Origin of the sequence: Pseudomonas sp. NFPP28 (assembly GCF_900115535.1) — a bacterium.
Taxonomy (GTDB): Bacteria; Pseudomonadota; Gammaproteobacteria; order Pseudomonadales; family Pseudomonadaceae; genus Aquipseudomonas; species Aquipseudomonas extremorientalis.
The window spans coordinates 199299-213325 of sequence record NZ_FOWT01000011.1 but is presented as its reverse complement, the minus strand read 5'-3'; the positions used below and the strand labels follow the sequence as shown (position 1 = coordinate 213325).

The window sequence follows — 14027 nt, the reverse complement described above, 5'->3', positions numbered from 1 at the left end:
TGTCGGCGCTCAACGGTATGCGCCCATCCTACGCAGCCGCCTCGCCCCATCAATGGCGCCTGGGTGATGGCTTGGAACATGTTTCGTGTTCGATCAAGGCAATAAAACGCCCCGAATGTGAACCTGAAACATTTTCTTTCATATCCGCCTTAGGGATTTCTCATTCTCATCCGTCTTAACTTAGATACAGCCCGTCGCGTCAGCAAAAGCTACGACTGGCCTTTTCCGGGCCTCCATTGCCCTCCTCCGATCAAGACCCTCATTCACATGTCGAAGAAGTCACGCTCCAAACTCTGGTTTCTCGTACATAGCTGGCTGGCATTGCCTATCTGGTTCTTTGTACTGATCGTCTGCGTCACCGGCACCCTGGCGGTGGTCAGCCAGGAGATCGTCTGGCTGGCCAACCCGGATATCCGTGCGAGCAAGCCCTCGGACGATGCCGAACCGCTGAGCTATGACCAGGTGATCGCCGCCATCAAGCGCGATGAACCCCAGGTATATGTGCAGTCGATCAGCCGGCCCGACGAATCGCATTTTGCATTGAGCGTCGACCTCAGCTACCCCGACGGACGCTCGGTGGAGGTCTACGTCAACCCGTACACCGGGGCGATCCAGGGCATCAGCCCCTCCTTCAACTTCCAGCAGTTCACCCGCGCCCTGCATGGCTGGTGGCTGGTGCCGTTCACCAATGGCTACAGCTGGGGCTGGTACCTGGTGTCGGCACTCGGCATCCCGCTGCTGGCGTCGCTGGTCACCGGGCTGGTGGTGTACAAGCGGTTCTGGAAAGGCTTCCTGCGCCCGACTCTGCGGATCCGCCACGGCGCGCGGATTTTCTGGGGGGACTTCCACCGCTTGAGCGGTATCTGGTCGATCTGGTTCATAGCAGTCATCTCCGTTACCGGCATCTGGTTCCTGATCCGGGCGATTTTGGGCGACAACCAGATTTCGATTTCCACCGAACCGGTCATCCCGGTGATTGCCCGGGAGAAGGTGCCGATGTCGGCGCCCGGCGTGCCGGCCCCCATGATTCCGGTGGACGAGGCGATCAAGATCGCCACCCAGCGCATCCCTGGCCTGGAGGCAAGCTTCATCAGCCTGCCGCTCAATGCCTACAGTCACCTGCAGATCGGCGGGCGGGGCTGGTACCCGTTGATGTTCCAGACCGCGCAGATCAACCCCTATGACGGTGAAGTGGCTGCGGCGCACCTGCTGTCCGACCGTTCGAAGCTGGAGTTCGTCACCGAATCCATGCGCCCCCTGCACACCGGCGACTTCGGCGGCATCTGGATCAAGCTGATCTGGGCCTTCTTCGGCCTGATCATGAGCATGATGGTGTTGAGCGGCCTGCTGATCTGGACCAAGCGCACCGCCCTGGCCACCCTCAATGCCTTCAAGCGTGAAGTCAAGGCACAGCACAAACCGGTTTCCCTCCCCGCCCGGCAGGCGCAAACCTCGGAGGCCAACTCATGAGCAAGGTCGCTGCGGTAAAACCATCGCCTCTGCGGGCGCTCTGGCTGAAATGGCGTTTCCATCTCAATGTGCTGCTGTTGCTGGTGCCGCTGGGCTTCATGCCCAAGTACTTCGCCGATGCAGCGCTGTTTCGCGGCGACACCGGCATCGGCGAACGGGTGGCCGGCGACGTACAGGTCGGACCCTGGAGCCTGAAGCTTGCCGAGTTTCGCAATGAAGGCCCGCGCCCCGACCCGGCCGGCCCGATGAAATTCTTCAACGCCGCCCTGTGCGACAGCTGTGCCAACCAGGTCAAGGCCACCTACCTGCGCATCGGCAAGCCGCGCAGCCTGCGCGCTGCCGGGGTGATCTTCTTCGGTACGCCCTACCGCATGGGCGCCGGCCTGCCGATCCCGGAACGCACGCCCGTCGACGCCGAACTGTGGGTGACCATGGAAGGCTGGGACGGCAGCATGCATCAGGGTTCCATCCCGTTGAGCCAGGCTTCGCCTGCCACGATTGCCTGGCTGAACAAGCAAGGAGTTAAACCATGACTTTGATGCGACTGACCCGCGCCTGCGGCGTCCTGTTGATGGGTGCGGGGTTCAGTACCGTCGCCCTCGCCCACAACCCGATGTGCGAGTGCAAGGAAATCCCCGGTGAGCAGATCCAGTGCAAGGGCGGCTTCTCCGACGGCAGCGGTGCACCCGGCGTGACCCTGGACGTGATCGGCTACGACGAAACCATCCTGGTGCCCGGCAAGCTCGGCCAGGACTCGACCCTGACCTTCAAGAAACCGTCCGCCGAGTTCTACGTGCTGTTTGATGCCGGTCCCGGCCACGTGGTGGAAATCGACCAAGCGGATATCCAGCCGCAATGAGTACCACACAGGTTGTACGCCCGGCCGGTGCCGGTCACGAAACCCTCTACGTGCTGCTGTTGTGCCTGATCATCCTCGCGGTGGCCGGCTCGGTAATAGCGCTGCACGGTGAATCCCAGGAAGTCGCGGCGGTGCCCAGCCACCAATTGGACGCGCGCCGCGACCTGAGCGCCGCCGAGCAAGGCATTTACGCTGACCTGCGGGTGACCCTGGATGAAATCCAGCTGTTGCAGCAGGAACAAAGCGCGCTGCCCAGCCCGGCGCAACTGGCCGAAGAAGGCTTTGCGCCGTTTGCCCAGGACGCCAGTTCGGTCAGCCGCGGCGATCACCGCTGGCAACTGTTGGAACCCTCGGCCTACCTGGGCTTGAGCCAGGCGCCAGCGACCAGCGGTTCATTACTGATGCGCGTGCACGGTGCCGAGCCGGACATCTGGCTCAATCGCCAGGCCAACCTCGCCGCTCCCTCCGACCTCTCCGACCAGGCGCTGATCGCAGCCGGCTGGCGGCAGGTGGTCGCGCAATTCGATGCCGGCGTCACCCGCCAGCACCGTCACTGAACGAGAAGACCGATTGCCCATGTCTATTTCATCGCGCCTGTTGCTGGTTGGCCTGTTCAGCCTGATGCTCGCTCCCCTTGCCAATGCCGAGGCGGCCAAGCGCCTGCGTATCGGCATCACCCTGCACCCTTATTACAGCTACGTGGCCAATATCGTCGGCGACAAGGCCGAGGTGGTGCCGCTGATTCCGGCCGGTTTCAACCCGCATGCCTACGAGCCACGCGCCGAAGACATCAAGCGCATCGGCACCCTGGACGTGATCGTGCTCAACGGCGTCGGCCACGATGATTTCGCCGACCGCATGATCGCTACCAGCGAGCGCCCGGACATCCCGGTGATCGAAGCCAACGCCAATGTGCCATTGCTGGCCGCCACCGGTAACGCCGCACGCGGTGCGGGCAAGGTGGTCAACCCGCATACCTTCCTGTCGATCAGCGCATCGATTGCCCAGGTCAACAACATTGCCCGCGAACTGGGCAAGCTCGACCCGGACAACGCCAAGACCTACACCCAGAACGCCCGCGCCTACGGCAAGCGCCTGCGCCAGATGCGTGCCGATGCCCTGGCCAAATTGACCAGCGCACCCAACCCGGACCTGCGCGTGGCCACCGTGCATGCGGCCTACGACTATCTGCTGCGCGAGTTTGGCCTGGAAGTCACCGCCGTGGTCGAACCGGCCCACGGCATCGAGCCAAGCCCCAGCCAGTTGAAGAAAACCATCGACGAACTGCGCGCCCTGGACGTGAAGGTGATCTTCTCGGAGATGGACTTCCCGTCCACCTACGTCGACACCATCCAGCGTGAATCCGGGGTCAAGCTGTACCCGCTGTCGCATATTTCCTACGGCGAATACAGCGCCGAGAAGTACGAAGTGGAAATGACCGGTAACCTCAACACGGTGGTCCGGGCAATTCAGGAGTCCGGAGCATGACGGCGGCGGAACAGCTGAAGGCGGTCAGCGTCGGCCCGACGCTCGAGTTCGACAAGGTGTCGTTGACCCTGGGTCGCACCGCGATCCTTGATGCGGTGAGTTTCCAGGTACAGCCGGGCAGCGTCCATGCGCTGGTCGGCCCCAACGGCGGCGGCAAAAGCTCGCTGATCAAGACCCTGCTCGGGCAGACACCCCACCAGGGTCGGCTGAGCCTGCATTGGCCGGCCGCGCCCGGCACTATCGGCTATGTACCCCAGGCCCTGGAGTTTGACCGGGGCTTGCCGATGACCGTGGATGATTTCATGGCTGCCATGTGCCAACGGCGCCCGGCGTTCCTGGGCCTGTCCAGGCACTACGCCGGCGCGATCGGGGACGCACTGGAGCGCGTCGGCATGCAGGACAAACGCAAGCGGCGCATGGGCGCGCTGTCCGGCGGTGAACGCCAGCGTGTGCTGCTGGCCCAGGGGCTGATCCCGGCGCCGCACCTGCTGGTGCTGGATGAGCCGATGTCGGCCCTCGACGAAGCCGGTATCCAGGTGTTCGAGCGCCTGCTCAATGACTGGCGCCTGGCCGGGATCACCGTGCTGTGGATCGAGCATGACCTGGAAGCCGTGGGCCGCCTGGCCGACCGCGTCACCGGCCTGAACCGCCGCGTGCTGTTCGATGCCACGCCCAAGGAGGCGCTGACCCCGGATCGCCTGCTGACCCTGTTCTCCACCCACCCTCGGAGCCCGGCGCAATGAGTTATGAAGCCTTTCGCTTGATGGTCCAGGGCTGGGCCTCTTCCGGCTACCTGCCGGAGGCGCTGGCCTACGGTTTTGTGGTCAACGCCCTGCTCGCCGGTCTGCTGATCGGCCCGGTGCTGGGCGGCCTGGGCACGCTGGTGGTGGTCAAGCGCTTCGCATTTTTCTCCGAAGCGGTTGGCCATGCCGCGTTGACCGGCGTGGCAGTCGGGATCCTGCTGGGTGAACCCTACACCGGGCCGTATGGCGCACTGTTCGGCTACTGCCTGCTGTTCGGCATCCTGCTCAACTACCTGCGCAACCGCACGGGCCTGGCGCCGGACACCTTGATCGGGGTGTTCCTGTCGGTGTCCCTGGCGCTGGGGGCGAGCCTGTTGCTGATCCTGGCCGGCAAGATCAACGTGCATATCCTCGAGAACGTGCTGTTTGGCTCGGTGTTGACGGTCAACGGCAACGATCTGCTGGTGCTGGCGGTTGTCGGTGCGCTGGTAATGGCCCTGGCGCTGCCGCTGTACAACCGCATCATGCTGGCCAGCTTCAATCCGCAGTTGGCCGCTGTGCGCGGCGTCGCCGTGAAAACCCTGGACTACCTGTTCGTGATCCTGGTGACGCTGATCACCGTCGCGGCGGTCAAGGTCATCGGGGCGATCCTGGTGGGGGCGCTGCTGGTGATTCCGGCGGCTGCGGCGCGCCTGCTGAGCCAGTCGCTGAAGGGCTTCTTCTGGGTCTCGGTGGCGATTGCCACAGTCAGCACCCTGTGCGGGATCCTGCTGCCGATCATCTTCGACCTGCCCGTGCCGTCCGGCGCCGCCATCATCCTGGTCGCCGGTATCGCCTTCGCCCTGGCCGCCATCGCGCGCGGCACAGTGCCCAGCCTCAAAGGAAATCTTGGATAATGCGCCCTGTACTTCGTCCATTGGCTCTGGCCATCACGTGTTTCATCAGCACTTCGGCCCTGGCGGTCGACGGGGTAGAGCCCAAACCTCTCAAGATCCATCAGGGATTGGGCCACGTCGCACTGAGCAAGGCCACTTCGGTAAAACAGGTGAAGATCCTCGCTTCGCTGCCGATTACCTACGGCCTGGCCGAGGTGCTGCTCAAAGGCACCAACGTACAGCTTGAGCGCGCCGCGCCGGCCAACTTGCCAGGTTCACGCCAGGTGTCCTACTTCACCGGCCGTGGCGCGCCGGCCCTGAGCAAATTGGCGCTGGACGCCGACGCCGCCATCGGCCTGCGCTCATTGTGGGCCGATGACCCGCTGTACCCGGTGGCGCGGCGTAGCAATATCCGTATCGTCGAAGTCGACGCCGCCCGCCCGGTGGATGGTGGCTTGCCCGGCATCGCCGTACAGCCGGGCGTTGCCGATGGCCTGAACAGCCAGCCATGGCAGTCAAGCAACAATATGGGGCGCATGGCCGACGTACTGGCTGCCGACCTGAGCCGCCTGGCCCCGGGCGCCAAGCCGAAGATCGACGCCAACCTCGCCGCCCTCAAGCAGCGCCTGCTCAAACTCACCGCCGACAGCGAAGCGCGCCTGGCCAAGGCGGATAACCTGAGTGTGGTCAGCCTGAGCGATCACTTTGCTTATCTGATCAGCAGTTTGAACCTCGAAGCGCTCAGCACCGATGCACGGCCGGATGCCGACTGGACGCCCGAGGCGCTACAGAAACTCACGGCCGAGCTGAAGGACAACGATGTGGCGGTGGTGCTGCATCATCGCCAGCCGAGTGAGGCGGTGACGGCAGCGGTAACGGCAAGTGGCGCCAGGCTGCTGGTGCTGAACGTGGACGGTGCGGAACCGGTGGCGGAGCTGGAGACCAATGTGGACCAGGTGATCAAGGCGCTGACCCCATGACATCCACACCGACATGAATCGCATCATGCCGCCAGAACTCCAGGTCGCAGTCGATCAACCGCTGGTGCTGGTCATAATTGACCCGGGCGATACGCAAGCCCGGGCTGCCCACCGATACGCGCAACGCCGCAGCAGCCTCCACCGGCAGTGACGTCGGCACGATCTCGAAACGCACCCGCCCGTAGTGCAGGTCGTACTTGCGTGCGTACAGCTCGGTCATCGACTGATTCAAATCACACGCCAGGATCCCCGGGAAATACTGCGGGTTCAGGTAGTGCTCCACATACAACACCAGGCGTCCATCGATGCGCCGACCCCGGCAGATCTGGATCACGCTCGACAGTGCCGGCAGCTGCAACCAGGCGCACACCGCCGCCGACGCCGGTTGCAGCCGCGCGGAGATGACCTCGGTGGACGCCACCCGCCCCTGGTCGCTGACCATCGCGTGAAAGTGGCTGCGTTGCATCAGGTTGTAGGCCAACCGTGGCGGCGAGACAAACCAGCCGCGTCGCTCCTCGCGATAAATCTGACCCTGCGCTTCCAGTTGTAACAAGGCTTCCCGCACGGTAATCCGGGTGGTACCGAACAACTCGCTGAGCTTGCGCTCGGCCGGCAGTTTGCTGGCAGGCGGCAACAGGCCGTGGTCGATCTGCTCTTGCAGCGCCAGGCCGATGGATGTCACCGCCTTGATTGCCTCATCACGCATCAACGTTACCTATCTGGACTAGACCAGCACCGACAAGGTGCACAAACCGCTCCGTAAATGGGCTTGCACGGTTGAGTGCCAGCCTAGGTAGTACAGATGACCGACAGATGACAGTCCGTGTGCAGCCGTCGCAGCACACCCTGCAATACGTCGGCCAAGTCCCTTCCCCACGGGCACTTGAGCATGGTCTACGCTGACTCTGCGACAAGCGACATCAGCATTTTAAAAACGACATCGACATGAAACTGTCATCCATCGAGCCTAGATTGGCTCAGGTATTGCTCTGACCTAGACCAACAACACCGCAGAAACAACCGCCGCGTTGAAAACGCCCAAAGGAGCTTCGGATGAAACAGCTTTTCCTGGCATCACTGTTAGGCTCGACCATTGCCATGTGCACCGCCGCCATGGCCGCTGATACCGATCTAAAAACCCTGGAAGCTGCCGCCAAGGCAGAAGGCGCTGTCAACAGCGTCGGCATGCCCGATGACTGGGCCAACTGGAAAGGCACCTGGGAAGACCTGGCCAAGACCTACGGCCTCAAGCACATCGACACGGACATGAGCTCGGCCCAGGAAATCGCCAAGTTCAAGGCTGAGAAAGACAACGCCAGCGCCGACATCGGCGACGTGGGCGCGGCGTTCGGGCCGATTGCGGTGAAGCAGGACGTGACCCAGCCGTACAAACCGTCCACCTGGGCCCAGGTCCCGGATTGGGCGAAAGACAAGGACGGTCACTGGGCCCTGGCCTACACCGGCACCATCGCGTTTATCGTCAACAAGAAGCTGCTGCACGGTTCTGACGTGCCTACCAGTTGGGCTGACCTGCAAAATGGCAAATACAAGGTCTCCATCGGTGACGTAAGCACTGCGGCGCAAGCGGCCAACGGCGTACTGGCAGCCGCCATTGCCAATAAAGGCGACGAAAAGAACATCGCCCCCGGCCTGCAATTCTTCACCAAGATAGCCCAGCAAGGCCGCCTCTCACTGTCCAACCCGACTATCGCCACAATGGAAAAAGGTGAAGTCGAAGTGGGTGTGGTCTGGGACTTCAACGGCCTGAGCTACAAGGCCAAGATGGCCAACCCGGATGACTACGTGGTGTTAATCCCATCGGATGGCTCGGTGAAATCCGGCTACACCACCCTCATCAACAAATACGCCAAGCACCCGAACGCCGCCAAGCTGACCCGCGAGTACATTTTCAGCGACGCCGGCCAACTCAACCTGGCCAAAGGCAATGCGCGTCCGATCCGTGCTGAAACCGACCTGAAACTGCCGACCGAGATCGCCAAGAACCTGATCCCGGGCGAGCAGTACACCAAGGCCAACCCGCAGCCGATCAAGGATGCCGATGCCTGGGAAGCCACGTCCAAGAAGCTGCCTCAGCTGTGGAACGAGCAAGTCATCGTAGAGATGAAGTAAGCCTGCCACCCCACATTGGACTCCACTGGAGATCCAATGTGGGAGGGGGCTTGCCCCCGATGGCGGTGGATCAGTGACAGATATTCAAACTGACACACCGCTATCGGGGGCAAGCCCCCTCCCACACTTGAACCCAGATGCATCAGGAATATCGAGCCAAGTCCATCGTTGCGGAGCGCCTCCCCCCATGAAGCACAATGTCATCCTTGTCGTGCTCGACGGCCTGAACTTCGAGGTTGCGCGGCACGCCATGGGGCACTTGCAGGCCTATGTCGGCGCAGGACGCGCAGCCCTGTACAAACTGGAATGTGAACTGCCCGCCCTGTCCCGCCCGTTGTACGAATGCATTCTCACCGGTGTACCGCCGATCGATAGCGGCATCGTGCACAACAACGTCTCGCGCCTGTCCAACCAGCGCAGCATCTTCCATTACGCCACCGACGCCGGCCTCACTACCGCGGCGGCGGCTTATCACTGGGTCAGCGAGTTGTATAACCGCACGCCCTTTCTCGCCGCCCGCGACCGTCATACCGACGACCCGGCGCTGGCGATCCAGCACGGGCATTTCTACTGGAATGACCACTACCCGGATTCCCACCTGTTCGCCGACGCCGAAAGCCTGCGCCTCAAGCACGCGCCGAACGTCCTGCTGGTGCACCCGATGAACATCGACGACGCCGGCCACAAGCACGGCCTCGACACCCCGCAGTACCGCAACAGCGCACGCTCGGCCGACATCATCCTGGCCGATTACCTGCACACCTGGCTCGACGCCGGCTACCAGGTAATGGTGACCGCCGACCACGGCATGAACAACGACCGTTCCCACAACGGCCTGCTCCCCGAAGAACGCGAAGTGCCGCTGTTTGTGCTGGGGGCTGCGTTCAGCCAGGACAGCCGCGCCGCACCGAAACAGACCGAGCTGTGCGGCACCGTCTGTGAGCTGCTGGGCGTGCCTCACGACAAACCTGTATGCCGGGAGCTGTTGAAATGATCCGAGGCAAATGGCTGGCGCTGCTGTGCCTGGTGCCTTTCGCACTGTTCTTTATCGTGTTCGAAATCGCCCCGCTGGTATGGGTGCTGATCAACAGCCTGCAAACCGAAGAGGCTGGCTGGGGCCTGGAAAACTTCACGCGCATCTTCAGCTCGAAGTTCTACCTGCAAGCCATCCAGTTCAGCCTGGAGATCAGCTTCTACTCCAGCGTGTTCGGCATCATCATCGCCACCCTCGGCAGTTACTCCCTGCGTCGGGTGGATTCGCCGCTGCGCAACTTCGTCACCGCCTTTGCCAACATGACCAGCAACTTTGCCGGCGTGCCCCTGGCCTTCGCCTTCATCATCCTGTTGGGCTTCAACGGCAGCATTACGATCATGCTCAAGCAGGCGGGGATCATTCAGGACTTCAACCTGTATTCGAAGACCGGGTTGATCATTCTCTACACCTATTTCCAGATTCCCCTCGGTGTACTGCTGCTGTACCCGGCCTTCGATGCGCTGCGCGAGGACTGGCGTGAGTCGGCGTCGCTGCTGGGTGCCAACGGTTGGCAGTTCTGGCGACACATCGGCTTGCCGGTGCTCACCCCGGCCCTGCTCGGCACCTTCGTGATCCTGCTGGCCAACGCCCTTGGGGCCTATGCCACGGTGTATGCGCTGACCACCGGCAACTTCAACGTGCTGCCGATCCGCATCGCGGGCCTGGTCTCCGGTGACGTGTCCCTCGACCCGAACCTGGCCAGTGCCTTGGCCGTGGTGCTGGTGGCGCTGATGACCGTGGTCACCGTGGTCCATCAACTGCTGCTCAAGAGGAGCTACCATGTCTCGCGCTGAAGCCGGCCCGGCCTCCCTCTACCACCGCGCGGTGGTGTGCCTGTTGTTTGCGATCCTGGTGCTGCCGCTGATCGGCACCTTCGTCTATTCCATCGCCAGCAGTTGGTCGGCAACGATCCTGCCCGCTGGTTTCACGGTGAAATGGTATGTGCAGCTGTGGAGCGACCCGCGCTTCCTGATGGCCTTCGGGCAATCGTTGCTGGTGTGCGTGGGCGCCTTGGTGCTGTCGGTGGTGCTGATTTTGCCGCTGCTGTTCGTGGTGCATTACCACTTTCCCAAACTCGACGCGCTGATGAACATCCTGATCCTGCTGCCCTTCGCGGTGCCGCCCGTGGTGTCGTCGGTGGGCCTGCTGCAATTGTATGGCTCAGGTCCCTTTGCGATGGTGGGCACGCCGTGGATTTTGATCGGCTGCTACTTCACCGTGGCACTGCCGTTCATGTACCGGGCGATCACCAACAACCTGCAGGCGATCAACCTGCGCGACCTGATGGACGCCTCCCAGCTGCTTGGCGCCAGCACCTGGCAGGCGGCGATCCTGGTGGTGCTGCCCAACCTGCGCAAAGGCTTGATGGTGGCACTGTTGCTGTCGTTCTCGTTCCTGTTCGGTGAGTTCGTGTTCGCCAATATCCTCGTGGGTACGCGCTACGAAACCCTGCAGGTCTACCTGAACAACATGCGCAACAGCAGCGGCCACTTCACCAGTGCCGTCGTGATTTCCTACTTCTTCTTTGTGCTGGTGCTGACCTGGGCCGCCAATATCTTGAACAAGGACAAAAGCCAATGAGCTTCGTCAGCGTCCAACACCTGCAAAAAAGCTACGCCGGCACCCCGGTGTTCAGTGACATCAACTGCGAAATCGCCAAGGGCGAGTTCGTCACCCTGCTCGGCCCGTCCGGTTGCGGCAAGTCCACGCTGCTGCGCTGCATCGCCGGGCTGACCTCGGTGGACAGTGGCAAACTCCTGCTGGATGGCCAGGACATCGTCCCGCTGAGCCCGCAGAAACGCCATATCGGCATGGTGTTCCAGAGCTATGCGCTGTTCCCCAACATGACCGTGGAACAGAACGTCGCCTTCGGCCTGCGCATGCAGAAGGTCAACGCCGACGACAGCCACAAGCGCGTGCAGGAAGTCCTGCAACTGGTAGAACTCAAGGACCTCGCCGGTCGCTACCCGCACCAGATGTCCGGCGGCCAGTGCCAGCGCGTGGCCCTCGCCCGCTCATTGGTCACGCGCCCGCGCCTGTTGCTGCTGGATGAGCCGCTGTCGGCACTGGATGCGCGGATTCGCAAGCACCTGCGCGAGCAGATCCGCCAGATCCAGCGCGAGCTGGGGCTGACCACGATCTTTGTGACCCATGACCAGGAAGAAGCCCTGACCATGTCCGACCGGATCTTCCTGATGAACCAGGGCAAGATCGTGCAGAGCGGTGATGCCGAGACCCTCTACACCGCGCCAGTGGACGTATTCGCCGCCGGTTTCATCGGCAACTACAATCTGCTGGATGCCGACAAGGCCACCCAATTGCTGCAACGCCCGATCAACAGCCGTATCGCCATCCGCCCGGAAGCCATCGAGCTGAGCCGCAATGGCGAGTTGGACGCCTTGGTTCGCAGCCACAGCCTGCTGGGCAACGTGATTCGCTACCGCATCGAAGCGCGCGGCGTGGAACTGGTGGTGGACGTGCTCAACCGCTCGGCCGACGACTTGCACCCGGATGGGCAACGCCTGGCACTTTCCATCGACCCCAGCGCCCTGTGTGAAGTAGCCTGAGCAGCGACGATTATTGAGAGAGCGTGACGGATGGCATTGGTAATTTTTGATCTGGACGACACCCTGATCCATGGCGACTGCGCCACCCTGTGGAGCGAGCAGATGGGCCGCCTGGGCTGGGTCGACCCTGAGTCGTTCATGCGCAGGAACAACGAATTGATGGCCGCCTACAGCCAGGGCCAGCTGAAGATGGAAGACTTCATGGACTTCAGCCTGGAGCCGATGATCGGCCGCACGCCGGAGGAAATCGAGCACTTGGTGGAGCCGTGGGTCGAGGATGTGATCGAGCCGCTGATCTACAGCGACGCCACCAAGACCATCGCCCGCCACCGTGCGAATGGCGACCGGATCCTGGTGATCTCCGCCTCGGGCACGCACCTGGTTACGCCGATTGCGGCGCGGATCGGCATTGATGAGGTGCTGGGGATTGAGCTTGAAGTAAAGCACGGCGTGTACAGCGGCCATACTCAGGGTGTGTTGACCTACCGTGAAGGCAAGATCACGCGTTTACTGGAATGGCTGGCGCAGGAAGGTGAAACGCTGGACGGTGCGTATTTCTATTCGGATTCGCGCAATGATTTGCCGTTGTTGCTGAAGGTGGAGCATCCACAAGTGGTCAATCCGGACCCGGTGCTGCGCGAGCATGCCGAAAAAGCCGGCTGGCCGATCCATCACTGGATCTGATTGAACCGAGATCAACATCTGGGAGGGGCGGTGCGACGATTCGACTTGCCCCGATGGCAGTGTGTCAGATGAAGAATTCTTCACTGTCCCAGCGCTATCGTCGCATCGCCCCTCCCACATTGACCGCATTCAGCTCAAACTTGCGTCGATCACCAACACCAGCTTTCCGGAAATCCGGTTCGTCGCAAGCTCGGCAAACGCCGCTTCGGCATCCCTGATCGCAAAGGTCCTCGCCAGTTGCGGGCTCAGCCGCCCTTCAACAAACAGCGGCCATACATGCTGGCTCAAGTCGCTGAGCAGGTCGGCCTTGAACTGATCACTGCGGCTGCGCAAGGTCGAGCCCAGCAACTGAATGCGCTTGCCCAGTACCTGGGCCAGGTCCAGTTGCGCGTCACGCCCGCCCATCAAGCCGATCAACACCCAACGACCATCGAGGGCCAGCAGCTTGAGGTCCAGCGCCGCATAGTTGCCACCGACCGGGTCGAGGATCACATCGAACGGCCCGAAATCCCGCAACCCCTCGATGCCGTCGGTACGCACCACGCCGCCCTGTGCACCGAGCTCCTCGCAATAGGTCAGGCGCTCTGCCGAGCCGACGCTGACCCAGCACGGACTGCCAAACGCCTTGCACAACTGGATCGCCGCCGAGCCCACGCCGCTGGCGCCGGCATGCAGCAGTACCTTTTCACCGGGCTTGAGGCCCGCCAACTGGAACAGATTCAGCCACGCCGTGCTGTACACCTCGGGCAGCGCCGCCGCTTCGACCAGCGACAGGCCTTCCGGAACCGGCAGCACGTGGCGCGCATCCACCACCACTTCCTCGGCCATGCCGCCACCGGCGAGCAGTGCGCAAACCCGGTCACCGACTTGCCAGGACGAGCCGGCGCCCACTTCGCTGATCACCCCGGAACACTCCAGGCCCAGCACGTGGCTGGCACCCGGCGGCGGCGGATAGAGCCCCGCCCGCTGTAATAAATCGGCGCGATTGAGGCCCGCTGCCGCCACACGAATACGAACTTGCCCTACATCGCAAGTAGGACCGGGTTCTTCCAACCACTCCACATGACCGTCAACGCCTTGCAATGCTTTCACAGTGCCTCCATAGTGAGTCTGGACTGAGCCCGTAGCTGTATCGCCGGGCTTTTTGCATTATGCGACCGGACCATATGGAACCGGCTCCCTCAAAGACGGCCTAATA

The 14027-nt window shown here is 62.4% G+C and carries 16 protein-coding genes; 14 read left to right on the top strand and 2 right to left on the bottom strand.

Going from position 1 to position 14027, the window contains the following annotated elements:
• Positions 1–267: 267 nt before the first annotated feature.
• From BM110_RS26790 to BM110_RS26755, 8 genes are read left to right on the top strand one after another with little or no spacing between them, the layout of a single operon-like run.
• Positions 268–1470 carry a PepSY-associated TM helix domain-containing protein gene (locus tag BM110_RS26790; RefSeq protein WP_092248037.1) on the top strand — a complete coding sequence of 401 codons (1203 nt, stop codon included), beginning with the start codon at positions 268–270 and terminating at the stop codon, positions 1468–1470.
• Complete coding sequence (locus BM110_RS26785; protein ID WP_092248034.1) at positions 1467–2003, top strand: thiamine pyrophosphate-binding protein; 537 nt, start codon at positions 1467–1469, stop codon at positions 2001–2003. The genes BM110_RS26790 and BM110_RS26785 overlap by 4 nt, the downstream gene beginning before the upstream one ends.
• A complete protein-coding gene (locus tag BM110_RS26780; RefSeq protein WP_071492272.1) occupies positions 2000–2329 on the top strand; it encodes a hypothetical protein in 330 nt (109 codons plus the stop codon). The genes BM110_RS26785 and BM110_RS26780 overlap by 4 nt, the downstream gene beginning before the upstream one ends.
• Positions 2326–2886, top strand: coding sequence for a DUF6162 family protein (locus BM110_RS26775; RefSeq protein ID WP_071492271.1), 561 nt, complete (start codon positions 2326–2328; stop codon positions 2884–2886). Before BM110_RS26780 ends, BM110_RS26775 begins: the two co-directional genes overlap by 4 nt.
• A 19-nt stretch (positions 2887–2905) precedes the next feature.
• Positions 2906–3817, top strand: a complete 912-nt coding sequence (locus tag BM110_RS26770; protein ID WP_093514457.1) for a metal ABC transporter substrate-binding protein — start codon at positions 2906–2908, stop codon at positions 3815–3817.
• Positions 3814–4560, top strand: a complete 747-nt coding sequence (locus tag BM110_RS26765) for a metal ABC transporter ATP-binding protein (protein ID WP_093514456.1) — start codon at positions 3814–3816, stop codon at positions 4558–4560. The genes BM110_RS26770 and BM110_RS26765 overlap by 4 nt, the downstream gene beginning before the upstream one ends.
• Positions 4557–5456, top strand: coding sequence for a metal ABC transporter permease (locus tag BM110_RS26760; protein WP_071492268.1), 900 nt, complete (start codon positions 4557–4559; stop codon positions 5454–5456). Before BM110_RS26765 ends, BM110_RS26760 begins: the two co-directional genes overlap by 4 nt.
• Positions 5456–6415 (top strand): metal ABC transporter substrate-binding protein, encoded by a 960-nt coding sequence (locus BM110_RS26755; protein WP_092248023.1) that lies wholly within the window; start codon positions 5456–5458, stop codon positions 6413–6415. Before BM110_RS26760 ends, BM110_RS26755 begins: the two co-directional genes overlap by 1 nt.
• Here the strand turns inward: BM110_RS26755 and BM110_RS26750 are convergent.
• A complete protein-coding gene (locus tag BM110_RS26750) occupies positions 6396–7121 on the bottom strand; it encodes a UTRA domain-containing protein (protein WP_033900319.1) in 726 nt (241 codons plus the stop codon). The genes BM110_RS26755 and BM110_RS26750 overlap by 20 nt on opposite strands.
• Positions 7122–7468: 347 nt before the next feature.
• On the opposite strand from BM110_RS26750, the gene BM110_RS26745 reads away from it, so the two are divergent.
• From BM110_RS26745 to BM110_RS26720, 6 genes are all read left to right on the top strand, one after another.
• Positions 7469–8545 (top strand): ABC transporter substrate-binding protein, encoded by a 1077-nt coding sequence (locus BM110_RS26745; protein WP_093514455.1) that lies wholly within the window; start codon positions 7469–7471, stop codon positions 8543–8545.
• Between the two features lie 187 nt (positions 8546–8732).
• A complete protein-coding gene (locus BM110_RS26740; RefSeq protein WP_093514454.1) occupies positions 8733–9539 on the top strand; it encodes an alkaline phosphatase family protein in 807 nt (268 codons plus the stop codon).
• Entirely contained in the window at positions 9536–10372 is an 837-nt protein-coding gene (locus tag BM110_RS26735; RefSeq protein ID WP_093514453.1) for an ABC transporter permease, read from the top strand. Before BM110_RS26740 ends, BM110_RS26735 begins: the two co-directional genes overlap by 4 nt.
• Positions 10359–11159: an ABC transporter permease gene (locus BM110_RS26730; RefSeq protein WP_093122642.1), complete on the top strand. Its 801-nt coding sequence runs from the start codon at positions 10359–10361 to the stop codon at positions 11157–11159. Before BM110_RS26735 ends, BM110_RS26730 begins: the two co-directional genes overlap by 14 nt.
• Complete coding sequence (locus tag BM110_RS26725; RefSeq protein WP_093122645.1) at positions 11156–12145, top strand: ABC transporter ATP-binding protein; 990 nt, start codon at positions 11156–11158, stop codon at positions 12143–12145. The genes BM110_RS26730 and BM110_RS26725 overlap by 4 nt, the downstream gene beginning before the upstream one ends.
• Positions 12146–12175: 30 nt before the next feature.
• Positions 12176–12829 (top strand): HAD family hydrolase, encoded by a 654-nt coding sequence (locus BM110_RS26720; protein ID WP_092248005.1) that lies wholly within the window; start codon positions 12176–12178, stop codon positions 12827–12829.
• Positions 12830–12958: 129 nt separating this feature from the next.
• Here BM110_RS26720 and BM110_RS26715 read toward each other — a convergent pair whose 3' ends face one another.
• Positions 12959–13921 carry a zinc-binding dehydrogenase gene (locus BM110_RS26715; RefSeq protein ID WP_093514452.1) on the bottom strand — a complete coding sequence of 321 codons (963 nt, stop codon included), beginning with the start codon at positions 13919–13921 and terminating at the stop codon, positions 12959–12961.
• Positions 13922–14027: the final 106 nt, after the last annotated feature.